This is a genomic window from Schaalia sp. lx-260 (assembly GCF_021083645.1).
In the GTDB taxonomy this organism is placed as follows: domain Bacteria; phylum Actinomycetota; class Actinomycetes; order Actinomycetales; family Actinomycetaceae; genus Pauljensenia.
In genome coordinates, this window is sequence record NZ_JAJNRQ010000003.1 from 285,922 (window position 1) to 309,858 (window position 23,937).

Below are 23,937 nucleotides of genomic sequence, written 5' to 3' on the forward strand. Positions count from 1 at the left end.
CGTATCTACATGCGCTCAGCTGCCTGCCCATGAATATCTGGACGACGTAAATACAATGGCTCAGTCCCCACACGTTCCATATCACCTTGAGCCAAACGAGAACGCACAATACGGACCATAACCGCCGGATCAATCGGAGCAAGAGGACCCCGCGCAATCCCGAGGAGCGCATCTGCCGAGTGAGCGGGAACTTCCCCTTCACATACCAGTAGAGCAGAAGGTTCATGAAGTTGAGATACAAGCATCTGAGCTGATCCCACCTCTATATTGCCTTCACAGAACACGTCATCTGGCCCATCAGCTCGATACATACCCCAGTACAATTCACGACGACGAGCATCAGAAATAGCCACCACTGTTTCGTTCTGAGGTAAAAGATCCAAAGCGGCACGGGCCATCACATCAAGCGAAGGGACACCGTACACCGGCACTTTCAGTGAGTAAGCTAAAACACGCGCACTGACCAAACCGGCACGTAAACCAGTAAAAGGCGCTGGCCCTGTACCTACAAGCACAGCCTCAATACCGCAGTCCCCTGTCCCCGCATGAAGGGAAGGAATACCAGCTTCTTCCACAACAGAATGAATCATCGGGATAATTGTTTCCACGTGATGACGTGCCGACTGCGAACGCGCACGAGCAACAGTCTGACCATCACGAACAACAGCTACTGATGTCACAGAAGAAGTGTCAAGGCACAGATATAACACGATTGATTCCTCTTAAATAGTCAAAGTCTGAGTGAAATATACACTGTGCAGGCAGTGTCGCTACCGTCAAGGCTCAAAACGAAAAACCATAGCGCGGCACTATGCACGAAAGTAAAGGCAATGACAGATCACAAGTTCTTAACTCGCGGATCCTGACATTCCTTGTTGGTAAAGAAAATCTGCTCGGGCACGTAGAGCCTCAAAAATACCATCCCAACGAGTCCCATGAGCGGTAAAAACAATGCGACGCTGCCCATCATCCATCGTTTCTAAATCAATCACATTGTGGTCATCACATTGCACATATCCACCTGTTGCGCGTTCAACATCTATTTCTAAACGTTCAGAGGATAAAGCTTCAGTTTTCCCTTCACCCCATTCCACAACAGTGACAGATTCATCAAGTGTGGAATCAAGATCTAAAGTTTCAAGATCGTCAAGATCACGAATACGGTACGCGTCTGCGTGAATCAAAGCAGGCCCTTCCCCTAAAGGAGGGTGCAGTCGGGCAACAATGAAAGTGGGAGAAGCAACCTGTCCACGTATATTCATACCGTGGCCGATTCCTTGAGTGAATGTGGTTTTACCTGCGCCTAGGCCACCTCGCAGCATAATCAAATCACCTGCACGTACACACTCACCGAGCGCTTGGCCTAATGCGCGTGTCATGTCGGCATTCTGCGTATGACAAACGAATTTCTCCATTATTTTTCCTTCTCACACAAGATCGTATTGGGCGTTCTCGCAGGTTTGTTCACTATCGGTCCAATGCCGTCGCAGTCGTTCACCAACACGAGTAACCACCTCATAATTGATGGTGGAAGCTGCCTGCGCCCATTCATCAGCGCTTGGTTCTCCACGGGTTGCATCACCAATCACAATTGCCGTATTCCCTACCTGAGCAGGCGGTAAGGTATCAGCAGTAACCGGCCCAAGATCAATAATGAACTGGTCCATGCAAATACGTCCCACGACAGGTGCTCGCACGGGGCCGCGGTCCGTGCGCACAATCACGTAAGCCCCTGGGGATGAGGCTCGAAGCACCCCATCTGCGTATCCTATCGGCACTAAACCGAGCCATCGATCCGTTTGGGTGCGCGCAGTACCACCGTAAGAAATAGGGCGGTCGTATGCCACTTTTTTAACCGAGGTAAGCGGAGCGCTGATACGCATTGCCGGGTGTAAACCAAGTTCGTGTGAGGAGGCAACATCAGGGTCAGGACTTAAACCGTATATGCCTATTCCTGCACGTACCATGTCGAGGTGAGTCTCGGGATGCCACAAAATACCAGCAGTAGCTGCTGCATGACGTATCTGTGGGTGGAGTCCTTCTTTTTCGAGGATGCTCAGGCCTTCAGCAAAAATTTTCATATGTTCCGCTGTGGAGGCACGACCTGCCTCACTCATATCATCTGCACGTGAAAGGTGAGTCCATGCTCCGATGAGTTCCACGTGACCTTTGTGGAGAGATTCATGTACAGATTGAGCCAGCAGGAGAAGATCTTCAATTGTGGAGCCTGCACGTGACATTCCTGTGTCAATCTTGACGTGAATACGAGCAGGAGTCGCGCATCGTATTGCTGCTTCAACAATTTCTTCTAAAACCCATGTCCACGATACTGCGAGGTCAATATCGGATGTAATGAGCGGTACCCAATCTGTTGCAGGTGGGGCAATCCATGTCAAAATCCGAGCTTTGTCGCGTGAAATCCCCAGTTCATCCAATCCGCGTCGTAATTCCAGTGCTTCACTTACTTGAGCCACTCCAAACCATGACGCTCCAGCTTCTAAAGCGGCCACGGCCACCGGAATAAGGCCATGACCGTAGGCATTACCTTTCACGATAGCCATGAATTGTGACTGCGGGGCTAGGCGTTGTAGCGCGCGCACATTGTGACGAATAGCTGCAAGGTCGACACTGACGCTGGCTGGGTGTAATTCTGTGCGAGTACTTCCAGTTTCTTGCTGGTCAGATTCTTGCTGCTCAAAGAATGAGGAAATCACTGTTCTAGTATTCCACTTTCTGCGTATATGCTCGTGTTTTGCCACTATTTCGCGCCTTTTTCAAAAAATGCCGCCGTGTTTTCCTTTCCTTTATGGGTGAAGTAGCTGCAAACAGGAAGCACGTTATTATGAAAAGTCGTGACGTTTCTTTTTAAGGAATTGTCATGCCGAGTATTTCTCCCAGCAGTTCAGGGACGTATTCAGCAATCTGTTCTGGACGTATTGGGCCACCGTATTTACCTAGCCTTTCAGATATGCGTCGGCCAGATTGCATATGTAGCCACACTGCACCATATACGGCATGTGCGTGTTCCTGTGTCCATCTGTTTTTTCCTGGCACAGCAGGCGTATGCTGCAACGGCACAGGCAAAGAGTGCGGCATATCCTGATGGCTTGATGCAGCGGCAAGAGCAGCGCCAATCATTCCAGCCAGTACATCACCGCTGCCCGCACATGCCATCCATCCTGTTCCTTGAGGAACAATTGCGGGCCTGTTACCGGGGATAACAATAACGGTGGCGGCCCCTTTCATTACGACAGCTGCTTGCGTACATTCAGATAAATATTGTGCTGCTTTAACGGGTGAATGTGTGACATCGGTACTGGTCCATTGATACCCGTAGGCACGTAGCAGTCGTGCTGCTTCTCCTGCGTGTGGTGTCAGCACCCACAGTTTTTCCTGCGTTTTCTTTTGCACATGTTCATTGAGGGTTGGCACATAGTCTAAAGCGCCTGCGTCTATGACGATACTGATACCGTTTAGGGTGGCTTGAGGTATTTTTTCCGCTGTTTCAGCTTTCAGGTCCTCTATCCCCGGGCCTACAACGAGTGCGTGCGTTTTCCCCGGTGTCACAACAATTCCTGGGAAGCGTTGAAGCGTCAGGTTTTGTACTCGTTCTGTTGAATCAAGTCGTACCATACCCGCGCCCATTGCGATGGCCCCGCTGACCGCAAGGATTCCTGCACCTGGGTAGGAGTTTGAACCGGCGATCAGTGAAACGACTCCGCGCGTGTATTTATGGTCGTCATATCTGGGGATACGCAGTGCGTGGTATGCGTGGAAGGGACCGATAATTTCTCCGCATTTTTCTTCGGGTTCTTTTATACCAAGATTAGCAATTTCAAGACTTCCCGCATAGTAGCATGTTGGGGGTTCGATAATTTCTTGGCGAGCACCAATCATTGCGATCGTGTGATTGGCTGGCAGGATAGGATCATGCTCTATTTGGTATCCGCTATAAAGTCCTGAGGGTGTATCCACAGCTACTATATGTGGCCGATGCTGCGTGGCATATATTCGCATAGCAGATATTGCGTAGGCTAACGGTTTGCGGATAGGTCCTCTTAGGCCTGCTCCAAGGATTCCATCAATCCATATGCTTGCACGTAAAGCCACCTGAATATGATCGGGAAATACCTTGCGGACCGTGCAGTGGCTTATATGCGTGTGTTCCTTACGAAAATCATCTGTTTCTTTTGTTGTATTATCAGATATTTCTTTTTGAGGAAACTGCCATTCATTCATATTTGCCGGAATAAGTGTAACTCCCACAGATTCTGCGTGTTTTCGTGCCCGCTGATGCGAGTGCCCCGTAAATTCAATTGCTGTCACTCGATAGCCTTGCTCAGCAAGATATGCACATGCGTATAGGGCGTCTCCCCCGTTATTACCGCCTCCGATAAGCGCGCATATATCCACCTGCGTGTCGGCGCCTAGTTCTTCATCAGTGTTCGCAGTGGATGTTGGGCGGCCTGTTTCTTTCGTCGTATTCCGATCAGGATGGGCTTCATGATAACGATGAACTGCTGAGGCAACTGCGCGAGCAGCACGTCGCATATAGCGGTCAGGATCGTTGAGGGCACGTGCTTGGTCGCAAACGATAGCTTCAGTTTTAGCTATTTGAGCAGCGGTGTAATAGTAAGCACGTGTCATACACCTATTATTCATCGCCTGACGTTTTGTGCGCGCCACGGATTAAAGGCCTGTTTCACGTGCGAGAGGGCGCATCACCTAGGTGTCCATTGCTTGAGCAAGTCCTGCGCATACAGCGCCGAGGACAACAAGTATGACACCGGCACCTGTCCAGATAGCTTCACGGCGAGTGCGATGTTCTCCGAGCAGGACGATACCGCCGAGGGTTGAAATAATGACGCCTAATTGAGAAAGAGTAAAACCAACTGCTACACCATTACGAGCTGTGGATATTTGCTGTATGAGGACAGCCGAAGCCCATAAGATTCCTGTCAGCATTTGACGGAAAGTAGCTGGGGCCCAACGTGAATTCTCATTTTTACGAGGCCGCCCGTGCAGCCGTTCTCGCATGGGTGAGGATAAAAGGTATCCCGTCACCAAGCACCCGAACGATTGTGGAAGCATAATGCTTTGCCCGTCAATGCCGAACCATTGGGCGAGCAGAAGAAAAGCAACTAAGCCGATCGTTGAGGTTGTTAGTAGGCGTATTCCTCGGGGCCAATCAATATTTTGCTCTGGAGAGGACTGCGCAGAGGTTTTTTCATGTAACGAAGTAAGCCATACTCCGGCGATCAGCAAAACGATTGCAAGTATTCCCACAGGTAAAGCCCCCGGTGCTTGTAGTTCGCCAAAAAGGAGGACACCACCTAAGGACATAAAAGCGAGTTGAAGTCCCGTGGAAATCGGCATGGTACGTGACACGCCAATGACTCGCAAACATACTGTCTGGTCGTATAAACCCCATCCGAGTAGTGCACCGGAAATAAAAGAAACCACCCATGTTTTCACGTCCCAGTGCACTTCTAAGAATGGAGTGACCGTTGCAGCGGTAAGGAAACCACCGGTGTATAGGCCGGTAATTTTTTGGCGGTCTGTACCGCCAAAAAGCATGAGCAGCAAACTCATGCTGCCGAAAATCACGCTGGGGATGAGTGCGAAAAGAATGTCGAGCACCGACACAGAATACTTGGCATGGATTCCTATTGAACAGCGTATGTCGGCTATTACACGCAGGTGTTGACTAATTCACCTTGGAATAACATGTCAAAACGCAGGTGAAATCTAGGCGTAGACTGCCTCTCATGACAGGGAATTCTTCCGCGCATGCAGGCAGCCTTGGCCTCATAAATCCTTATAAGTCTTTTGAGACTACTCGCAGGGCTTGTTATTCAACGGTGACAGACTTCGCGAGGTTACGTGGCTTATCAACATCACGTCCTTTTACTGCTGCCAGTTCACATGCGAAAATTTGCAGTGGAATCACAGTCAGAAGCGGCGCATACAGAGTAGGTGTCTGCGGGACGTGGAATACAACATCTGCGAAAGCATCGACCGATGTGTCACCTTCTTCCGCAATGACGATGGTACGCGCCCCGCGTGCCCGGACCTCTTGAATATTTGAGACGACTTTGTTGTGTAGCTGAGGTCGACGAGGAGTTGGCACAATAATAATGACCAGTTGCCCCTCATCGATCAGGGCGATCGGACCATGTTTAAGTTCTCCTGCCGCGAATCCTTCAGCATGCATGTAGCAGATTTCTTTGAGTTTCAGCGCACCTTCAAGGGCTACTGGGAAACCCACGTGACGGCCAAGGTAAATGACCGATGATACGTCTTTCATGGTGCGAGCAGTTTGACGTACTGTTTCCGCATGGTCAAGTACCCATTGGATCTGCTGTGGCACGAGGGCAAGTTTGTCCATGTAATCATGAATTTCATCGACGTACTTATTGCCACGCACCTGTGAAAGGTACAAGCCAAAAAGTAAGCAGGCTGCTACTTGCGCTGTAAATGCTTTTGTTGAGGCGACCGCGATTTCAGGACCAGCATGGGTCAGTAGGACAGCATCTGATTCACGTGAAATCGTTGATCCTGACGTGTTGATAATGGATACTACACGGGCGCCTTGTTCACGTGCGTGACGCACCGCCATAATTGTGTCCATCGTTTCACCTGATTGTGAAATGGCGACAACTAGGGTTTTTTCCGTGACAACGGGATCGCGGTATCGAAATTCGTGAGCGAGTTCAACTTCCACAGGGATACGGCACCAGTGTTCAATGGCGTAACGCGCGACCTGTCCAGCATAGGAGGCAGTCCCACATCCGACAATAATCATTTTGTCGATTCCGCGGAGTACGTATTCGGGGATGCGTATTTCGTCAAGTGTTAAGTGCCCGTGCGTGTCGAAACGGTCAGCTAGTGTGTCTGCCACACCGCGGGGCTGTTCATGGATTTCTTTTTCCATGAATGTGGGCCAGCCGTCTTTTGAGGCGCGATCAGCTGCGAAGTTAGCTTCATATATTTTAGGGGTGGTAACGATTGTGCCAGCAGGGTCAATGACTGTGACTTTTTCTGCGCTGACAACAGCGATATGGTCTTGTCCGACGTCAAGGACACGTGAGGTATATTCCACAAATGCAAGTGGGTCAGAGCCAAGAAAGTTTTCGTTTTCGCCTAATCCGATAACCAAAGGTGAGGATCGGCGGGCGGCCACGATGACATCAGGGGCGTATTCGCTGAGCAGAAGTAAAGTGAATGTGCCTTCGAGTTGAGCTGTCACATGATGCATAGCATTCACCAGACGTGAAATCGCCTCGGTGTTGTTACCTGAGGTATCAAGGTTTTCTGCGACCGATGTTGGAAGTTGTGGATCTTCATATGCCTGTTGGAGCATGTGGACGACAACTTCAGTGTCCGTATCGGATTGACATTCGATACCGTGTTCACGAAGTCCTGCACGCAGGTGCTCAGCGTTTTCGATTATGCCATTATGAACGAGCGCAAAACGCCCGTCAAAGGAAAGGTGTGGGTGAGCATTGACTACTGTGGGGCGGCCGTGTGTGGCCCATCGTGTATGGCCGATAGCTGCGCAGGAGGGTTCAGGCTGTGCTGCTTCAAGAGCCTCATTCAGGTGAACTAATTTGCCTAAAGTTTTAACGACATCAATTTTCTTTGGGTGTGCCAGGGCTATTCCTGCGGAGTCGTATCCGCGATATTCTAAGCGTTCAAGTCCTGATATGACGACCTCACGAGGGCGCTGCGAATACTGGCGGGCAATATATCCAACAATTCCACACATATGTCCATTGGATCATAGAGCACGATCATGAAGGTGGTGATACGCACCACCTCGACTCCCCTTGCTCACTTTTTCCAATGCGAATTACTTTGCCATTTTCGCTTGTCTTTGCACACATGTAGGTGATATTTTATTCAAAAATTCACATATTTATTTTTCGGTATACCCGAATAAAACCACTCCTACACGCACAGCAAACAGAAAAAATCACAGTAGGATGTTTTCTTCGCGCTATCATGTGCGTGTGTGGCTTTTCTGCCTGTTTTCTTCATAAGGATAACTTTTATGAGCGATGTATCAGAGGATCAGAACTCACCGTACACGTTTTTTTCCAGACAAGACTGGGATCGTTTAGCAGCTCGCACTCCGTTACCCCTCACTGAAGCAGATGTCAACCGCATTGCCTCACTTGGTGACCCCATCGACATGCGCGAAATAGATGAAATCTACCGGCCTTTATCTGCCCTTCTTCAGTTATATGTTGATGGCCGTCGTCGCATCGCCAAAGAACGCCACCGTTTTCTGGGAGAAAAACATTCACGCCCTACCCCATTTGTCATCGGAGTTGCTGGCTCAGTTGCCGTAGGAAAATCAACAGTTGCACGACTTTTGCAGTTACTGCTTCAACGCTGGCCACATACGCCGCGCGTTGATTTAGTCACCACTGATGGCTTTTTACTGCCAAATAAAGAACTGGAAGCACGGGGTATTCTCACCCGTAAGGGATTCCCTGAATCCTATGATCGGGTGGCCCTCATTGATTTCCTGTCAGCAGTTAAGGCGGGAGTTCCTCGCGTACATGCCCCCATGTATTCCCACATTGTCTATGACGTTCTCCCCGGTCAATATGCTGTTATTGACCAACCGGATATCCTCATTGTTGAAGGAGTAAATGTTTTACAACCGCCGCGCATACATACAGGCAGGCAGAGTGTCGCAGTTTCTGACTACTTTGATTTTTCCATTTACGTTGATGCAGACGAAACGCATATCGAGCACTGGTATATTGATCGTTTCTTGGCACTAAGGAAAACTGCTTTCATGCAGGAAGATTCTTTTTTCCGTAACTACGCTCATCTATCCGACGAAGAATCTCGCACAACCGCTCAAATGATCTGGCGTACGATTAACCTGCCAAATTTGCAGGAAAATATTTTACCTACACGCGAACGAGCCACCATGATCTTCACTAAAGGAGCCGATCATCGCGTAGAAAACTTACGACTACGCAAAGAATAAAGCATGAAGCTCACCGCTTCCCGTGCTACCAGCTCAAAAGTAGGCACGGGATAGCTGAGCATCAGTTTCACGATAAAGCAAGATTTTCTTTGACAACATCTGCTAAAGAAACCGCTACACGATCTGCTTGTTCTTGAGTATGAGCTTCCACCATGACACGTACCAGCGGTTCTGTTCCTGAGGGGCGTAAAAGTACGCGCCCTGTGTCACCCAGCAGTTTTTCTGCTTCCATAACAGCTTGTTGCACAGCCGGATCGGTTGTTGCTCGTGAACGGTCAACACCTGCAACGTTAATCAGGGTCTGCGGTAAACGTTGAATGAAAGAAGTGAGTTGAGCAAGGTCACCATCATTTTCTTTCACCATACGTGCCAGCAGTAATGACGACAAAATGCCATCACCTGTTGTCGCATGGTCTGAGGCAATAATGTGCCCTGATTGTTCGCCACCTAAGTTATATCCACCTGCGAGCATGGCTTCTAACACGTAGCGATCTCCCACAGATGTCTGAAGTGTATGGATTCCTGCTTCACGCATTGCAAGGATCAAACCAAGATTTGACATCACTGTGACAACAAGCGTGTCCTGAGCAAGTTTCCCGTTGTCTCGTAGATTCAGGGCCAAAGCGCCCATAATTTTGTCACCATCAATGAGGTTTCCGTGGCGGTCAACGGCCAGACAACGATCCGCGTCCCCATCGTAGGCAACACCAAAGTCGGCTTCTGAGGCTACGGTGACTGCTTGGAGTTGTTCGGGATGCGTTGATCCTGATTTGTGGTTAATGTTGCGACCATCCGGAGAGGCGTTGAGTACAACAACGTCTGCTCCTGCTTCACGTAAAGCACGTGGGCCTAGCTCTGAGGCACCACCGTTTGCGCAATCAACCGCAATGCGCAGGCCACGTAGGTTTGTGCCAACAGCCGCAACAAGGTGGTCAATGTAGGAATCAACCGCCCAATCATCCTCATATTCGACTTCGCCTACACCATCACCGGTTGGTCGTTCCCATTGAGTTCCGAGGAGCTCTTGCACGCGGTCTTCAACTGAGTCAGCGAGTTTGTAGCCTCCGTGGGCAAAGAATTTAATACCGTTATCTGGCATGGGGTTATGAGATGCCGAAATCATAACGCCCAGATCAACGTCGTCATGACTTGCAGTTAAGTGAGCGACTGTCGGGGTTGATACGACACCTACACGTACAACATCCATTCCTGCGCTGGCAAGCCCCGCTGCTAGGGCGTGATCTAAAAACTCTCCCGATATGCGGGTATCGCGGCCGATAACTGCGCGTGGTTTAGTTCCATCCGGACGTGTTCCGGTTCCGATGAGGCGGGCAGCAGCTTCACCAAGTTCCAGTGCTAATGAAGCAGTAATATCTACGTTAGCTAAACCACGTACACCGTCAGTTCCGAAAATACGCGACACGAGTTCTCCTTGATTATTTTTTATGTACAGATTTAGCCTAGGCGGTTTCGTGGATTCCTGAGGGGAACTCATGCTTGTGTCGTTTGTTTTGCGCATGAAAATGGCGCGCGTAACAGTTGCATGACATAAACCTGTTGTCGCAGAACGAGCGCATAAGCCAGTTCGTGTGTCAGTTGTGTTGCCTCAGATAAAAATATTCAGGTTCGCTCTCTGCTGCGAGAACGAACCTGAATATGTGTGTCTTTGCGAAAGCAAAAACGTGAAGTAACGCAGATCAGCGCTTGGAGTACTGCGGTGCCTTGCGTGCCTTCTTGAGGCCTGCCTTCTTACGCTCGATAGCGCGGGCATCGCGTGTCAGGAAGCCAGCCTTCTTAAGAGCAGGACGATTTGCTTCACGGTCAATCTCGTTCAATGCGCGAGAAATGCCTAGACGCAAAGCACCTGCCTGGCCGGAAATGCCACCGCCGTTGATACGTGCAATGACATCGAAACGGCCATCAATGTCCAGCAGGACAAAAGGTGACTTCACAAGCTGCTGATGTAGCTTGTTTGGGAAGTAGTCCTCAAGAGTGCGACCGTTAATCTTCCATTCGCCGGTGCCGGGCACCAAGCGAACGCGAGCAACGGCCTCTTTACGACGGCCAAGGCCAGCACCGGGAGCGGTGATGGATTGACCTGCACCCGCAGGAGCAGTTTCAGTTTCTGTTGTGTACGAGCTAGGAACTGTTTCCTCATCGAGCTCGACAATCTCGGTGGTCTCTGCCACGGTTCTCCTCAGTGAAGTTCGGTGTGCTCAGTTGCGCAATGCGCTCACTGGGCGACCTGGGTGATCTCGTAGGAAACCGGCATTTGACCGGCATGGGGATGCTCAGCTCCGGCATACACGTGCAGTTTCTTGAACTGCTCACGACCGAGGCTGGTGTGGGGAAGCATACCGCGAACAGCTTTTTCTACCGCGCGCTCAGGACGTTCTGCCATGAGTTCACGGTATGGGGTGGCGCGTAAGCCACCGGGACGACCCGAATGATGGTAGGCCATCTTCTGTTCAAGTTTCTTGCCGGTAAGGGCAACCTTGTCCGCATTAATGATGATGACGTAATCGCCCATATCCATATGAGGGGCGAACGTCGGCTTATGCTTCCCACGAAGAATCGCGGCAACTTGAGCCGCCAGACGACCGAGGACGACATCAGTGGCGTCAATGACGTACCACTTCTTATCTGCGTCTCCCGGCTTGGGTGAATAGGTGCGCACGGGCGTTAACCTTCAATTCTTTACTCGATGGAGGTTCACTTTCACGTGTCTGTAAAAGTTTCCCTCACGAAACGATTCGCGCGAGGCGTTAGTTCTTCACATTCAAGCGAGTGGGAATACACCCGAATGTATCTAACGCACAGCGCCATCCATCCTATTCGCTTTTACCCTTCAGGGTCAAAGCAATATGTCTATTGTGTTGAATTCCTCAGTTCTTTTACGCTTTCATCACAGGCAAAATATCTGCGCTTTCAAAAGGAAAAGAAGGGGAAAGCTCATGCCGAATAAGTTATTTTCCTCATTTTCTGTCGCGTAACTTTATCGCTTTCGCACATGCGAGCACGTATTCATCCTGTCATTGCTTTTGTTTTTACATACTGTCGGGATCACAGACATCCACATTCCCCTGCTGATAATCCATCACGCCTATGACGAGCAGCGTAGACACGAGCTGCCCATTTTTCCTGAGGCGGATAGTCGACACGTTCCAATGTCAGACCGTGGGCCGGTGCAATCGGGGCTGCCTTCTGACGTGAACGTGCATCCAATAATTCACGAGGCCACGTCGGCGAGCGCCGACCTGCACCTACTTCCAATAGCACCCCCACTAAGGAGCGCACCATTGAATGGCAAAAAGCATCAGCTTCGACATGGAAAATCACGCTGCGATCCGGTGACTGTTCCACGTCTAAACGACGCAGTGTACGAATTGTTGTGGCTCCTTCACGTGGCCGACAATATGACAGGAAATCGTGCTCGCCCAGTAGTTGCTGGGCTGCCTGATGCATGGCAGTCACGTCAAGTTCTTCCGAGTGCCATAAAACATTCCATCGTTTCAAAGGATTCTTTTCACTGCCGGGTGCCACACGATACGCATATACGCGACCTGATGCTGCAAATCGCGCATCAAAGTCCTCATGAACAGCAGCAACAGCAAAGATCACCACATCTGACAGATTTTTTGGTACGACCAGTCCGTGTTGGCGCGCCCACTCACTATAGGCCTGAGCAAGTAACGCATTCATCCGTCGTTTGAATGAGTGGCACCTATTTTCCGTATCAGATTCGTTTTCCCCACGTATTTTTTTCTTTCGGCTTAGCTTTTCCCATGCTTGGTAGGGAATATCTGCATGTATGACTTGGTGTGCGGCGTGAACTCCGGCATCCGTACGACCGGCAACAGTCACATTCACAACGGCTCTCACAATAGTTGACAGCGCTTTTTCAATTTCACCTTGAACGGTGCGTAATTCTGGTTGGGCTGCCCAACCATGAAAGTAGGTACCGTCATAGGATAAATCCATACGTATTCTGAGGGTCTGGGTTGCAGAGTGCGGCTCAGCGTTGCCCTGCGCCATCATGCTGTTCATTGTTTCTCCCCTGTATGCTCAGCGTGTCGGTGATTATTGAGGCGCAGTCGCGTCATCAGCTTTTCTTCGTCGCATCATTCTTATCTGAGGGATTTCCTTGGCGTACATACTTTTTGTACCTACCATTGTCTTACAGAAATTCATAAATCCCATGCGCGTACTCCGCCGATAATTCCGGCATCGTTGGGGACGATAATGATGTCATTTCCCATGCGGCTCAGTTGAGCTGAGCTTATGCGTTTCGAGTTACCGCCGCCGATATATAAACGATCCCACATATACATGGCTCGTAATCCATCGACTATGCGGCGGATTCTGCGTGACCAGTGCGCATCCCCTAAACGTAAACGCTCATGTTCACCGACATAATCATCATATGTCAGGCCCCAACGCACAAAGCCTTGAGAGATTTCCACGTGCGGCGCTAAAGAACCGCTGTCAAAAACTGCGTTTCCAAGTCCTGTGCCTAAGGTCAGAATCATTTCTAGGCCCGTGCCTGTAATAACACCTGCTCCAGCGACTTCTGCGTCATTGAGGACTCGGGTTGGCAGGTGTGTAGCTTGTGTGATTGCGTGGCGCATATCGAAATGTTTCCAGCGCGTAACGAGTTCTGGTATGACACGTGAGCGCGGCCCGTCTTTTGTAATGTAATGAGGGGTTGCGACAACAACGCCATGTCGAATCATTCCCGGCATCCCCATGGTGATTCGGGTTGCTGCTGGTAGGTTCTGCGCGTGCTCGACAACGATATCTACCAGTAATTCTGGAGGTAAAGGGTACGGTGTCGGAGTTCGTCGAGGAGCGGCCAGCATGGTTCCGCGTTCGTTAACAACTGATGCTTTGATTCCACCGCCGCCACAATCAATCGCTAATGTGATGCTTTCGTTTGCTGTCATGGGTTAAGCCTACGTCTTTCCCGCTTTTACACGATTGTCTCATTGAAATACGGTATTGCTGTACCTTGGCCTGTATTCTCGCATGTGGGAAAAGGAAGTCCCCGAAGCCCAGTGGCTTCGGGGATCCAGGTTCACGGTGGTCAGCTCATATGCTCACCACATGTGATTTCACTCAGCGTCTTTTTCTTCCACTGTTTCGACAGTTTCAGTCGCCTCGGTTGCTTCGGTTTCTTCCACCTCGGTTACTTCGGCGGGAGTTTCCTTTGCGGCGGCTGCAGCAGTCTTTTCAGCGCTGGATACAACAGCCTTCTTTTCGAGTCGTTCCATGACGAAAGCAATCTGCATCATGGGAGCGTTGTCGCCCTTGCGGTTGCCCACGCGTGTTAAGCGAGTGTAACCACCTGTACGTTCTGCATCAATTGCTGGAACAATCACGTCAAATAAGGTGTACACAGCATCCTTATTTGGGATTTTGCTGGCAACTGTACGGCGAGCATGCATATCGCCACGCTTTGCCTTTGTCACGAGCTTTTCCACGTACGGACGCAGTAGCTTGGCTTTTGCCTCTGTCGTCACTAGCTGACGGTGCTCGATGAGCTGAATCGCTAGGTTAGACAGAATGAGCTTTTGATGCGCTGGGCTGCCGCCCAGACGCGCACCCTTTTTAGGGGTAGGCATAGGTATCTCCTACGGTTTCAGGCGCCCATCGGACGCACATTTGTCAGATGGACTGGTCGTCACTGAAGATTGAACCCGATTCCACGTCGCCAATTTGCGGCATGATCGAATCTTTCAAGGTCATGCCCAAGGTGGCGAGGGCTTCCTTGATTTCTTCAATAGATTTCGTACCGAAGTTACGAATGTCGAGGAGGTCGGCCTCAGAGTGCGCAACCAATTCACCGACGGTGAGGATTCCACGACGACGTAAAGCGTTGTACGAGCGTGACTGCAAGTTGAGGTTTTCGATAGGTAATGCGAGATCAGCAGCAAGTGTCGTGTCTGTCATCGAAGGACCGACTTCAATGCCTTCTGCTTCTTCGTTCAGTTCGCGCATGAGGCCGAAAAGCTCAACCAATGTTTTACCGGCAGAGGCAAGTGCATCGCGAGGGGCAATAGCCGGCTTTGTTTCAACATCAATGATGAGGCGATCAAAGTCGGTACGCTGTTCCACACGAGTTGCTTCAACCTTGTAGGTTACTTTCACAACCGGTGAGTAGATTGAATCAATCGGAATACGCGAAATCTCGGCCTGCGGGTCTTTGTTCTGAGCAGCAGAAACATAGCCGCGGCCACGTTCCACTGTCAGTTCAATTTCCAGCTTACCTTTATCGTTGAGGGTTGCTAAGTGCAGCTCAGGATTATGAATCTCCACGCCAGCGGGCGGAGTAATATCTCCAGCTACGACCTCGCCTGGCCCTGCTTTGCGTAGATACATCACAACAGGTTCGTCGTTTTCTGATGACAGAACGATCTGCTTGATGTTCAGGATAATTTCAGCAACGTCTTCTTTTACGCCTTCAACGGTGCGAAATTCGTGTGGCACACCATCGATACGGATGGAGGTCACAGCAGCGCCGGGGATGGATGATAAAAGTGTGCGACGCAGGGAATTACCCAGTGTGTAGCCGAAACCCGGTTCAAGGGGTTCCAAAGTGAAGCGTGAGCGGAAATCGCTGACCTTTTCCTCTGTGAGGATGGGTCGCTCTGCAATGAGCACGTCTTGTCCTTTCTAACCGATGCCCGCCATATGACATCAGATTGGGGTCCGCAATTGCGGTCAAGGGAGTATGGATTTTCTTTCGCGGAAGAATCCAGACGTGGGGGCATTCATCTCCTCAATTGTCGGTGACAACTGATTTGCTGAAAGTCCCTCTGAGTATCACACGCGGCGGCGCTTGGGAGGACGAGCGCCGTTATGAGCCTGAGGTGTCACGTCCTGAATAGAACCAACTTCTAGGCCTGCTGCTTGAAGCGAACGTATCGCGGTTTCACGGCCAGAGCCGGGGCCTTTAACGAATACATCCACTTTCTTCATGCCGTGTTCTTGAGCACGACGCGCAGCGGCTTCAGCAGCGAGCTGAGCAGCGAATGGAGTGGACTTACGTGAGCCTTTGAAACCCACTTGACCTGAGGAGGCCCAAGAAATAACGGCGCCTGTAGGGTCGGTGATCGAAACGATTGTGTTGTTGAACGTGGACTTGATGTACGCGTGTCCATGTGTCACGTTCTTGGAGAGTTTACGGCGAGGCTTACGGCCTGCACCTGTACGGGTGGTCTTTCCAGCCATCTGTGATTTCCTTCGAAGTCGTGTCTCTAGCGCTCATCTCATTCCTAGATGAGGGATGAGCAGTGCCTATTACTTGGCTTTCTTCTTACCTGCAACGGTGCGCTTCGGACCCTTACGGGTACGAGCATTGGTCTTGGTACGCTGACCGTGGACCGGCAGGCCACGACGGTGACGAAGGCCCTGATAAGAGCCAATTTCAATCTTACGGCGAATATCGGCCTGAACCTCACGACGCAGGTCACCTTCAACCTTGAAATTGTTCTCAATGTATTCACGAAGTTTAACCAGCTCGTCCTCTGAGGCGTCTTTCACGCGCAGATCAGGGCTCACGCCGGTTGCTTCAAGGGTTTCCTTGGCGCGGGTACGTCCAACGCCATAAATGTACGTAAGCGCAATCTCCATCCGCTTTTCACGGGGCAGGTCTACGCCGGCAATACGTGCCATCTTTTGCTCCAGTTGTTCTTCGGAGGTCGTCGTTCCCCTTTCCGGATGCAGTGTCCGGCCTCAGCCTCCGAACCGAGGGTCGCTCTTGAGCGTACAGAGGAACGCTGTCGGGCATGTCGCCCAGTTGTTCAAGCAGTCAAAGATTCAGCCTTGACGCTGCTTGTGTCGAGGATTGTCACAGATGACCATGACGTTGCCGTGGCGACGAATCACCTTGCATTTGTCACAGATCTTCTTGACACTCGGCTTGACCTTCATGGTGTGTACCTCCACCGTCAAAAGACGGTTAGTGTCGGTGTTATTACTTGTAGCGGTAGGTGATACGACCTCGCGTAAGGTCGTACGGGCTCAACTGAACAACAACCCGGTCCTCAGGGAGAATGCGGATGTAGTTTTTCCGCATCTTGCCAGAAATGTGGCTGAGAACAATATGACCATTTGTGAGTTCGACGCGAAACATCGCGTTAGGCAGAGCTTCGACAACTGTGCCTTCAACCTCAATCACGCCGTCATTATTTGCCATATGACTCGGATTCACCTCTACGCTTCTAGGAGTACTCAGCCGCATGAGCGACTCAGTAGGCGTACGCAGGGTACGGACGTACACATGCGACACACCCAATGTGCCATACTACGCGATTTCTTTGGGTTTACGCCACTAACAACACTGTCAGGTCGCTCACCTTCTGCTGTTATTTTCAGTATTTACGCTATCAGGCGTCAAGTATCACAGGTTCAATACCGTAGGGTGCTAGACCTGCAACGCCTGAATCTGTGGCAGTAAGTATTGAAATTCCATCATCAAGAATTGCTACAGTGTGCTCCCATTGGGCGGCATCAGAACCATCAATGCTGCGCACTGTCCATTCATCAGATTCTGTAATTGTGTCGATGGAACCTGTTGTGAGCATGGGTTCAACGGCAAGCACCATACCTGGTTGCAGTTTTGGTGAGATCCCTCGGGCACGATAATTCAGGACTTCAGGTGCTTGATGCATTGCAGTCCCGATGCCGTGGCCGGTAAATTCTTCAATAATGCCAGCTTCCCATCCGAATTCTTCTGCGCGGTCAGCAACAACGTTTTCTACAGCTGTTCCTACGCAGGATAAGCGTCGTGAGGTTGCAAGCGAGGCAAGTGCCGCCCACAGGGATTCTCGTGTAAGAGCATCAAGTTGCCGGCGACGTTGAAGAAGCGTGTTTCCTTCATGCGTACTGGCAGTGACGATCGGACCTAGGGCACCTGCACCACGGTTTGCAGCAAATTCTTCGTCGCTCACCCATGGGTCCCCTACTATCATGCTGAAAGCAGCATCACCATGCCATTGTTTGCCTTGTGCGCTTATCCATGCGCCGCAGTCAAATGTCACGATGTCGCCGTCATGGAGTATTTGGTTACCTGGAATACCGTGAACAACCACATCGTTAATTGAAATGCATACTGTTGCTGGATATCCGTAATAGTTGAGGAAGTTCGAGTGTGCTCCAGCACGCGCGATTACATCAGCGCATACGGCATCGAGTTCACGCGCACGAACACCTTCACGCGTCGCTTCACGTAGGGCACGGTGAATATCAGCTACTACTAATCCGGCGCGGCGCATGTGGAGAATCTGCTCACGCGTTTTTATTTCAATTTTCGACACGTACGCTCCCTGTGCTGACTCGGCCGTTTATCGATTGGAAGTATCCACAGCCTCTAGCACAGTAAGGATGCGTTCCCATACTTCATCTATTGAACCGGATCCGTCAATCGTTTCTAACAGATCTTGGTCAGCATAGTATGTGGCAATCGGTTCTGTTTGCTCGCGGTAGACCTCAAGACGATGACGCATCACTGGTTCAGTGTCGTCTGAACGATGTTGTTCTTCTGCGCGTTTGAGCATACGTGCTACGACTTCGTCTTCATCAACTTCAATGGCGAGGACAAGGTCAAGGCTCCGCCCAAGATCTGCTAACACGTCACGTAAAACATGGGCTTGAGCCACTGTGCGAGGGTATCCGTCCAGTAGGAAACCTTTTTCTGTGTCAGGCGCAGCCAGACGAGCTTTAACCATTGGGTTGGTGACGCTGTCTGGTACAAATTCCCCGCGATCCATGAACTCTTGAGCGCGTTTGCCTAGCTCTGTTCCACTCGCCATATTTGCACGGAAAATTTCCCCGGTTGAGATCGCTGGGATACCGAGTTTTTCAGCAATACGTTGAGCTTGAGTTCCTTTACCTGCTCCAGGAGGACCTAAGAGAATAATCGCTGTCATCGTAAGAAACCTTCATAGTGATGCTGTTGAAGCTGAGTGTTGATTTCTTTCACTGTTTGCAAACCGACACCCACAACAATAAGGAGCGTCGTTCCACCGAAAGGCATTTGTCCTTGGCTTAGTTTCAGCGGAATAATCAACAAGGCGGGTAGCAGTGCGATAACTACCAGGTATAAAGCGCCGGCAGTTGTTAAACGGTTAACAACGTAGCGCAAGAATTCAGCGGTAGGACGGCCTGCACGATAGCCCGGCACAAAGCCTCCGTAGCGTTTCATGTTATCGGCAACTTCTTCAGGGTTGAAAGTAATCGCCGTGTAGAAGAAAGTAAAGAAAACAACCAGCACAGCATACGCAGTTAAATAGGGCCATGCGCCACTGGTGAAGTTTGCTCCAATCCATTGAACCCATTTAGCTGTCTGATCGCCGAACTGAGCAAACATGGGTGGCAAGGCCAGGATTGAGGTAGCGAAAATTACCGGAATAACACCGGACATGTTGATTTTCAAAGGAATGTAGGTCGTGGTACCACCGTATTGGCGGCGACCGATCATGCGTTTCGCGTATTGAACAGGAATACGACGTTGAGCCTGCTCTAAGTACACGACAACGATTGTCACCAATAGGATCAAAAGGACGATAACGCCAACTGCTCCCCATTTGCCTGCTTGCCCGATGGCAAGGAGTTGAGAGGGCATGGAAGCTGAGATTGAGGTGAAGATCAGCAGTGACATACCGTTGCCGATGCCGCGTTCTGTGATAAGTTCACCCAACCACATGATGACACCTGTTCCAGCAGTCATCGTAATCAGCATGACAAGGAAGCCCCATACTGTGTTATCGCCGATCACGCTTTCACTACATGTGGAAAATAAGCGTCCTGAACGGGCCAGTGAAATCGTGGTTGCTGATTGGATAAGGCCCAAACCAATTGTCAGGTAACGGGTGTACTGAGTGAGTGTCGCTTGTCCTGTCTGACCTTCTTTGTGGAGGTCATCAAAGCGCGGGACGACGACACGCAGCAATTGAATGATAATCGATGCTGTGATGTAGGGCATGATACCCAAAGCAAAGATTGACAATTGCAGAAGGGCTCCACCTGAAAAGAGATTCACCAGGTCAAGAAGTGATGCCTCTGTTTGTGCTGCCAAACATTTTTGAACAGCAACTGAGTCTACGCCAGGCGCAGGGATGAACGAACCCATACGAAAAGCTGCCATGATGAAAATGGTAAAAAGCAGCTTCCGACGTAGGTCGGGAGTACGGAACGCCTGCGCAAAAGCTCCAAGCACAGCTTCCTCCTGATGGTTTGGGGATCCTTACGGATTATGTAAACAACTCAGCCAGATTACCGGATAAGAAACAGTTATGGAATCTGATAGCCAATATTGATACTGTTCCCACACGTAATAGGCAAAATATATGTTTTTAGGTAAGTGGAAAAGAAATTAGAGGGGTGATCCGACCTATTTGTCGGAGCACCCCCCTAACACATGTCAGCGGGCCTGTAAGGTACCACCGGCAGCTGTAATCTTCGTTTCGGCGGATGCGGACCATGAGTCCACGATCACGTCGAGTTTCACGGAGATTTCACCTGTGCCAAGAACCTTGACAGGTAATCCGTCACGAACCGCGCGCTTTGCAACAAGATCTTCAACAGTCACTGTTCCGCCTTCAGGGAACAATTCCTGCAGACGAGCAACGTTGACGACCTGGTATTCCACACGGAATGGGTTCTTAAAGCCACGTAACTTCGGCAGACGCATATGCATAGGTGTTTGACCACCTTCAAATGCGGCTGATACTTGGTAACGAGCCTTTGTACCCTTTGTGCCGCGTCCAGCGGTTTTACCCTTGGAGCCTTCACCGCGACCGACACGGGTCTTTGCAGTTTTCGCACCGGGGGCAGGACGCAAGTGATGCAGCTTAACGATGCTCACTGTTTCTTCCGCGGTTTTCTTTGTGGAGTCAGCCATTGTCAGTCGACCTCCTCGACGGTTACCAAGTGGCGTACGGTACGGACAGCACCACGCACAGCGTTTGTGTCTTCACGTACGACCGATTGGCCTATCTTGCGCAGCCCGAGGGTACGCAATGTGTCTTTCATGTTCTGCTTCGTGCCGATCGTGGACTTGACCTGCGTAATTTTCAGGTTTGCCATCACTCACTCACCCCTGCAGCCGCTTTATCAGCTTCGGCTTTTTCAGCTTGAGCGCGTTTTTCGGCTTCGCCTTCAGCGCGCGCACGGAGCATTGACTCTGGTGCGATACGTTCCAGCGGTAAGCCACGACGCGCTGCTACAGCCTCAGGCTGTTCAAGCTGCTTGAGTGCCGCAACTGTTGCGTGAACAATGTTGATTGCATTGTCAGAACCCAGTGACTTGGTAAGTACGTCATGCACACCTGCAGCCTCAAGGACTGCGCGCACCGGACCACCGGCGATAACGCCTGTACCGGGAGCTGCTGGGCGCAGGAGAACTTCACCGGCCGCATCGCGGCCTTGTACCAGGTGGGTAATGGTACGGCGAATCATAGGAACTCGGAAGAAATTCTTCTTTGCTTCCTCAACGCCTTTGGAAATAGCCTGAGGAACTTCCTTGGCTTTTCCGTAACCCACGCCGACGGTTCCTTCACCATCACCAACGACGACCAGAGCTGTGAATGAGAAGCGACGACCGCCCTTCACAACTTTGGAGACTCGGTTAATGGTGACAACGCGTTCAATGTACTGGTCTTTGTTTTCGCCGCGACGGCCTTCGCGGTTTTCACCGCGGCCGTTACGACGCTCGCGACGCTCGCCGTCGCCCGAACGTTCAGAGCCTTCCTGACCGTTCCTGCTTCGCTGCTGTGCAGCCATCAGATGATCTCTCTTTCTCCGAGTTCGGTCACAGCACGAGTCCGCCCTCACGGGCGGCTTCGGCTACGGCGGCCACACGGCCATGATACTTATTACCACCGCGGTCAAAAATGACAGCGGAAATGCCGGCAGCCTTGGCGCGCTCTGCAATCAGTGCGCCAACCTTGGCGGCCTTGTCCTTCTTGGTACCTTCGGTACCTTGGAGGTCGGCTTCCATCGTCGAAGCGGAAACTAAAGTATGTCCGACGGTGTCGTCGACAACTTGAGCCACCATGTGACGGTTGGAACGAGTCACTACCAAACGGGGACGCTCGGCAGTGCCAGTGATCTTCTTGCGTAGGCGCAGGTGGCGGCGCTTGCGGGCAACAAATTTGCCCTTGCCCTTGACAGAGTAGGACATTACTTACCTGCCTTTCCGACCTTGCGACGAATAACTTCACCCACGTAGTGGATACCCTTACCCTTGTAGGGTTCAGGCTTCTTCAACTTACGAATACGGGCTGCAGTTTCACCAACGAGTTGCTTGTCGATGCCTTTCACCGTGAATTTGGTGGCAGAGTCAACAATAAACTCGATACCTTCGGGGGCCACGACCGGGACAGTGTGTGAGAAACCCAAGGAAAATTCAAGATCTTTTCCTTTGGCGACGACACGGTAACCGGTACCCGTGATTTCGAGCTGCTTTGCGTAGCCCTCAGTCACGCCAATGACCATATTGTTAATGAGTGTGCGGCTCAGGCCGTGCAGAGAACGTGAGAGGCGCTCATCGTTAGGACGGGTGACAAGGATGTGTCCGTCTTCCATCACGACAGTGATGGGGTGAGCGACTACATGAGTCAATTCCCCTTTAGGACCTTTCACCGTTACGGTCTGTCCGTTAATAGTAACGTCAACACCAGCGGGAATGACGATAGGGTTTTTACCGATACGTGACATTGTTCAGCCTCCCCTATCACCATACGTAAGCGAGGACTTCGCCGCCCACGCCTTTGTCAGCTGCTTGACGGTCAGTGAGCAGACCAGATGACGTGGACAGGATTGCCACGCCAAGGCCGCCGCGGACCTTCGGCAGGTTGGTGGACTTAACGTACACGCGCAAACCTGGCTTAGACACACGCTGTAAACCTTTAATAGCAGCTTCACGGCGTGAGCTGTATTTGAGGTTCAGAGTCAGGGTCTGACCAACACGAGCATCCTCAACCTCGATGGAGGCAATGTAGCCTTCATCCACGAGGATGTTCGCAATAGCTGCCTTCAGTTTTGAGTAAGGCATTGAAACGGAATCATGATGAGCCCGATTCGCGTTACGCAGGCGCGTCAGCATATCTGCGATTGGATCAGTCATTGTCATGGGGGTATTCCCCTTCCTCGTCGCGGTTTCTCCACTTCAAGCAGAGACCTACGACGTCAGTGTTACCAGCTGCTCTTGGTGACGCCAGGGAGCTCACCACGAAGGGCGAGTTCACGCAAGCACACGCGGCACAGTCCGAACTTACGGTACACGGAGCGGGGACGACCGCAACGATTGCACCGTGTGTAGCCGCGCACCGCGAATTTCGGGGTGCGAGCGGCTTTGACTTTGAGAGAGGTCTTAGCCATAGGTCAGTTCTCCTTGAAAGGGAAGCCGAGGTGACGAAGAAGCGAACGTCCCTCATCATCGGTCTTGGCCGAGGTGACAACGGTGATGTCCATGCCACGAACTCGGTCAATGGAATCCTGATCGATCTCATGGAACATTGACTGTTCGGTCAGACCGAAGGTGTAATTGCCATTCCCATCGAATTGCTTTGCCGACAGGCCGCGGAAGTCGCGGATACGTGGCAGAGCTGTGGAAAGGAGACGGTCCAAGAATTCCCACATACGATCGCCACGCATGGTGACGTGTGCACCAATAGCTTGGCCTTCGCGGAGCTTGAACTGAGCAATTGACTTACGCGCCTTGGTGACAACTGGCTTTTGGCCTGTAATCGCGGTCAGGTCACGAATGGCTCCCTCAAGAGCTTTTGAATCACGAGCTGCCTCACCAACGCCCATGTTGACGACGATCTTTACCAGACCGCCGACTTCCATGACGTTTGCATGGCCGAACTCAGAACGTAAAGCCTCGCGGATTTCCGAGTTGTACTTTTCCTTCAGACGAGGTGCCAT

The 23,937-nt window shown here is 51.0% G+C and carries 29 protein-coding genes; 1 reads left to right on the top strand and 28 read right to left on the bottom strand.

The annotated features are described in order from the left end of the window. Positions 1–5: 5 nt before the first annotated feature. From tsaB to glmS, 6 genes are all read right to left on the bottom strand, one after another. A complete protein-coding gene (gene tsaB, locus LRP57_RS05220; protein WP_231205473.1) occupies positions 6–710 on the bottom strand; it encodes a tRNA (adenosine(37)-N6)-threonylcarbamoyltransferase complex dimerization subunit type 1 TsaB in 705 nt (234 codons plus the stop codon). A 138-nt stretch (positions 711–848) separates the two neighbouring features. After that, the gene (tsaE, locus tag LRP57_RS05225; protein ID WP_231205474.1) at positions 849–1,415 is read right to left on the bottom strand and encodes a tRNA (adenosine(37)-N6)-threonylcarbamoyltransferase complex ATPase subunit type 1 TsaE; all 567 of its coding nucleotides are present in this window, start codon (positions 1,413–1,415) and stop codon (positions 849–851) included. 12 nt (positions 1,416–1,427) lie between these two features. Beyond that, entirely contained in the window at positions 1,428–2,714 is a 1,287-nt protein-coding gene (gene alr / locus LRP57_RS05230; protein WP_331274741.1) for an alanine racemase, read from the bottom strand. A gap of 151 nt (positions 2,715–2,865) precedes the next feature. Next, a complete protein-coding gene (locus tag LRP57_RS05235) occupies positions 2,866–4,647 on the bottom strand; it encodes a bifunctional ADP-dependent NAD(P)H-hydrate dehydratase/NAD(P)H-hydrate epimerase (protein WP_231205475.1) in 1,782 nt (593 codons plus the stop codon). 78 nt (positions 4,648–4,725) lie between these two features. Beyond that, entirely contained in the window at positions 4,726–5,640 is a 915-nt protein-coding gene (locus tag LRP57_RS05240; protein ID WP_231205476.1) for a GRP family sugar transporter, read from the bottom strand. 211 nt (positions 5,641–5,851) lie between these two features. Next, positions 5,852–7,768 (bottom strand): glutamine--fructose-6-phosphate transaminase (isomerizing), encoded by a 1,917-nt coding sequence (glmS, locus tag LRP57_RS05245; RefSeq protein WP_231205477.1) that lies wholly within the window; start codon positions 7,766–7,768, stop codon positions 5,852–5,854. Positions 7,769–8,053: 285 nt separating this feature from the next. On the opposite strand from glmS, the gene coaA reads away from it, so the two are divergent. Further along, positions 8,054–9,007 carry a type I pantothenate kinase gene (coaA, locus tag LRP57_RS05250; protein WP_231205478.1) on the top strand — a complete coding sequence of 318 codons (954 nt, stop codon included), beginning with the start codon at positions 8,054–8,056 and terminating at the stop codon, positions 9,005–9,007. A 67-nt stretch (positions 9,008–9,074) separates the two neighbouring features. Here the strand turns inward: coaA and glmM are convergent, their stop codons facing one another. The 22 genes from glmM to rplE form a co-directional block, all read right to left on the bottom strand. Next, entirely contained in the window at positions 9,075–10,430 is a 1,356-nt protein-coding gene (gene glmM, locus LRP57_RS05255; protein ID WP_231205479.1) for a phosphoglucosamine mutase, read from the bottom strand. 274 nt (positions 10,431–10,704) lie between these two features. Continuing rightward, positions 10,705–11,196, bottom strand: a complete 492-nt coding sequence (rpsI, locus tag LRP57_RS05260) for a 30S ribosomal protein S9 (RefSeq protein WP_231205480.1) — start codon at positions 11,194–11,196, stop codon at positions 10,705–10,707. A gap of 44 nt (positions 11,197–11,240) precedes the next feature. Further along, a complete protein-coding gene (gene rplM / locus LRP57_RS05265) occupies positions 11,241–11,684 on the bottom strand; it encodes a 50S ribosomal protein L13 (RefSeq protein ID WP_231205481.1) in 444 nt (147 codons plus the stop codon). Positions 11,685–12,070: 386 nt separating this feature from the next. Further along, complete coding sequence (truA, locus tag LRP57_RS05270) at positions 12,071–13,054, bottom strand: tRNA pseudouridine(38-40) synthase TruA (protein ID WP_231205482.1); 984 nt, start codon at positions 13,052–13,054, stop codon at positions 12,071–12,073. Between the two features lie 140 nt (positions 13,055–13,194). Further along, positions 13,195–13,950 (bottom strand): ROK family protein, encoded by a 756-nt coding sequence (locus tag LRP57_RS05275; RefSeq protein ID WP_231205483.1) that lies wholly within the window; start codon positions 13,948–13,950, stop codon positions 13,195–13,197. Between the two features lie 168 nt (positions 13,951–14,118). Beyond that, positions 14,119–14,628 (bottom strand): 50S ribosomal protein L17, encoded by a 510-nt coding sequence (gene rplQ, locus LRP57_RS05280; RefSeq protein WP_231205484.1) that lies wholly within the window; start codon positions 14,626–14,628, stop codon positions 14,119–14,121. A gap of 43 nt (positions 14,629–14,671) precedes the next feature. Beyond that, complete coding sequence (locus tag LRP57_RS05285) at positions 14,672–15,667, bottom strand: DNA-directed RNA polymerase subunit alpha (RefSeq protein WP_231205485.1); 996 nt, start codon at positions 15,665–15,667, stop codon at positions 14,672–14,674. Between the two features lie 162 nt (positions 15,668–15,829). Continuing rightward, the gene (rpsK, locus tag LRP57_RS05290; RefSeq protein ID WP_026460037.1) at positions 15,830–16,237 is read right to left on the bottom strand and encodes a 30S ribosomal protein S11; all 408 of its coding nucleotides are present in this window, start codon (positions 16,235–16,237) and stop codon (positions 15,830–15,832) included. 69 nt (positions 16,238–16,306) lie between these two features. Then, positions 16,307–16,681, bottom strand: coding sequence for a 30S ribosomal protein S13 (rpsM, locus tag LRP57_RS05295; RefSeq protein WP_231205486.1), 375 nt, complete (start codon positions 16,679–16,681; stop codon positions 16,307–16,309). 144 nt (positions 16,682–16,825) lie between these two features. Beyond that, on the bottom strand, positions 16,826–16,939 hold the full coding sequence (gene rpmJ, locus LRP57_RS05300) for a 50S ribosomal protein L36 (RefSeq protein ID WP_003790577.1): 114 nt from the start codon (positions 16,937–16,939) through the stop codon (positions 16,826–16,828). A gap of 43 nt (positions 16,940–16,982) precedes the next feature. Then, entirely contained in the window at positions 16,983–17,204 is a 222-nt protein-coding gene (gene infA / locus LRP57_RS05305; protein ID WP_231205487.1) for a translation initiation factor IF-1, read from the bottom strand. Positions 17,205–17,394: 190 nt separating this feature from the next. Beyond that, on the bottom strand, positions 17,395–18,324 hold the full coding sequence (locus LRP57_RS05310) for a type I methionyl aminopeptidase (RefSeq protein WP_231205488.1): 930 nt from the start codon (positions 18,322–18,324) through the stop codon (positions 17,395–17,397). A gap of 27 nt (positions 18,325–18,351) precedes the next feature. After that, positions 18,352–18,936 carry an adenylate kinase gene (locus LRP57_RS05315; protein WP_231205489.1) on the bottom strand — a complete coding sequence of 195 codons (585 nt, stop codon included), beginning with the start codon at positions 18,934–18,936 and terminating at the stop codon, positions 18,352–18,354. Further along, positions 18,933–20,225 carry a preprotein translocase subunit SecY gene (secY, locus tag LRP57_RS05320; protein ID WP_231205490.1) on the bottom strand — a complete coding sequence of 431 codons (1,293 nt, stop codon included), beginning with the start codon at positions 20,223–20,225 and terminating at the stop codon, positions 18,933–18,935. The genes LRP57_RS05315 and secY overlap by 4 nt, the downstream gene beginning before the upstream one ends. Positions 20,226–20,429: 204 nt before the next feature. After that, positions 20,430–20,909, bottom strand: a complete 480-nt coding sequence (rplO, locus tag LRP57_RS05325; protein WP_231205491.1) for a 50S ribosomal protein L15 — start codon at positions 20,907–20,909, stop codon at positions 20,430–20,432. A gap of 2 nt (positions 20,910–20,911) precedes the next feature. Further along, complete coding sequence (gene rpmD, locus LRP57_RS05330) at positions 20,912–21,094, bottom strand: 50S ribosomal protein L30 (RefSeq protein WP_231205492.1); 183 nt, start codon at positions 21,092–21,094, stop codon at positions 20,912–20,914. Next, positions 21,094–21,789, bottom strand: a complete 696-nt coding sequence (gene rpsE / locus LRP57_RS05335) for a 30S ribosomal protein S5 (protein ID WP_231205493.1) — start codon at positions 21,787–21,789, stop codon at positions 21,094–21,096. The genes rpmD and rpsE overlap by 1 nt, the downstream gene beginning before the upstream one ends. A 28-nt stretch (positions 21,790–21,817) precedes the next feature. Further along, positions 21,818–22,189: a 50S ribosomal protein L18 gene (gene rplR, locus LRP57_RS05340; protein WP_231205494.1), complete on the bottom strand. Its 372-nt coding sequence runs from the start codon at positions 22,187–22,189 to the stop codon at positions 21,818–21,820. After that, positions 22,189–22,725: a 50S ribosomal protein L6 gene (gene rplF, locus LRP57_RS05345; protein ID WP_231205495.1), complete on the bottom strand. Its 537-nt coding sequence runs from the start codon at positions 22,723–22,725 to the stop codon at positions 22,189–22,191. Before rplF ends, rplR begins: the two co-directional genes overlap by 1 nt. 16 nt (positions 22,726–22,741) lie before the next feature. Next, positions 22,742–23,140, bottom strand: a complete 399-nt coding sequence (gene rpsH, locus LRP57_RS05350; RefSeq protein ID WP_231205496.1) for a 30S ribosomal protein S8 — start codon at positions 23,138–23,140, stop codon at positions 22,742–22,744. Positions 23,141–23,202: 62 nt separating this feature from the next. Then, the gene (locus LRP57_RS05355; RefSeq protein WP_231205497.1) at positions 23,203–23,388 is read right to left on the bottom strand and encodes a type Z 30S ribosomal protein S14; all 186 of its coding nucleotides are present in this window, start codon (positions 23,386–23,388) and stop codon (positions 23,203–23,205) included. A gap of 3 nt (positions 23,389–23,391) precedes the next feature. Continuing rightward, positions 23,392–23,937, bottom strand: a complete 546-nt coding sequence (rplE, locus tag LRP57_RS05360; RefSeq protein WP_231205498.1) for a 50S ribosomal protein L5 — start codon at positions 23,935–23,937, stop codon at positions 23,392–23,394.

What these genes read in the sequence shown, in the direction of transcription:
- LRP57_RS05315 (WP_231205489.1), bottom strand. Translation starts at nt 18,936, where the DNA reads ATGACAGCGATTATTCTCTTAGGTCCTCCTGGAGCAGGTAAAGGAACT.
- rplQ (WP_231205484.1), bottom strand. Translation starts at nt 14,628, where the DNA reads ATGCCTACCCCTAAAAAGGGTGCGCGTCTGGGCGGCAGCCCAGCGCAT.
- rpmD (WP_231205492.1), bottom strand. Translation starts at nt 21,094, where the DNA reads ATGGCAAACCTGAAAATTACGCAGGTCAAGTCCACGATCGGCACGAAG.
- rplR (WP_231205494.1), bottom strand. Translation starts at nt 22,189, where the DNA reads ATGTCCTACTCTGTCAAGGGCAAGGGCAAATTTGTTGCCCGCAAGCGC.
- infA (WP_231205487.1), bottom strand. Translation starts at nt 17,204, where the DNA reads ATGGCAAATAATGACGGCGTGATTGAGGTTGAAGGCACAGTTGTCGAA.
- rplF (WP_231205495.1), bottom strand. Translation starts at nt 22,725, where the DNA reads ATGTCACGTATCGGTAAAAACCCTATCGTCATTCCCGCTGGTGTTGAC.
- coaA (WP_231205478.1), top strand. Translation starts at nt 8,054, where the DNA reads ATGAGCGATGTATCAGAGGATCAGAACTCACCGTACACGTTTTTTTCC.
- glmS (WP_231205477.1), bottom strand. Translation starts at nt 7,768, where the DNA reads ATGTGTGGAATTGTTGGATATATTGCCCGCCAGTATTCGCAGCGCCCT.
- rpsK (WP_026460037.1), bottom strand. Translation starts at nt 16,237, where the DNA reads ATGGCTGGAAAGACCACCCGTACAGGTGCAGGCCGTAAGCCTCGCCGT.
- LRP57_RS05235 (WP_231205475.1), bottom strand. Translation starts at nt 4,647, where the DNA reads ATGACACGTGCTTACTATTACACCGCTGCTCAAATAGCTAAAACTGAA.
- rplE (WP_231205498.1), bottom strand. Translation starts at nt 23,937, where the DNA reads ATGGCACCTCGTCTGAAGGAAAAGTACAACTCGGAAATCCGCGAGGCT.
- LRP57_RS05355 (WP_231205497.1), bottom strand. Translation starts at nt 23,388, where the DNA reads ATGGCTAAGACCTCTCTCAAAGTCAAAGCCGCTCGCACCCCGAAATTC.
- rpmJ (WP_003790577.1), bottom strand. Translation starts at nt 16,939, where the DNA reads ATGAAGGTCAAGCCGAGTGTCAAGAAGATCTGTGACAAATGCAAGGTG.
- rplO (WP_231205491.1), bottom strand. Translation starts at nt 20,909, where the DNA reads ATGGCTGACTCCACAAAGAAAACCGCGGAAGAAACAGTGAGCATCGTT.
- rpsH (WP_231205496.1), bottom strand. Translation starts at nt 23,140, where the DNA reads ATGACAATGACTGATCCAATCGCAGATATGCTGACGCGCCTGCGTAAC.
- tsaE (WP_231205474.1), bottom strand. Translation starts at nt 1,415, where the DNA reads ATGGAGAAATTCGTTTGTCATACGCAGAATGCCGACATGACACGCGCA.
- rpsE (WP_231205493.1), bottom strand. Translation starts at nt 21,789, where the DNA reads ATGGCTGCACAGCAGCGAAGCAGGAACGGTCAGGAAGGCTCTGAACGT.
- truA (WP_231205482.1), bottom strand. Translation starts at nt 13,054, where the DNA reads ATGAACAGCATGATGGCGCAGGGCAACGCTGAGCCGCACTCTGCAACC.
- rpsM (WP_231205486.1), bottom strand. Translation starts at nt 16,681, where the DNA reads ATGGCACGTATTGCCGGCGTAGACCTGCCCCGTGAAAAGCGGATGGAG.
- LRP57_RS05275 (WP_231205483.1), bottom strand. Translation starts at nt 13,950, where the DNA reads ATGACAGCAAACGAAAGCATCACATTAGCGATTGATTGTGGCGGCGGT.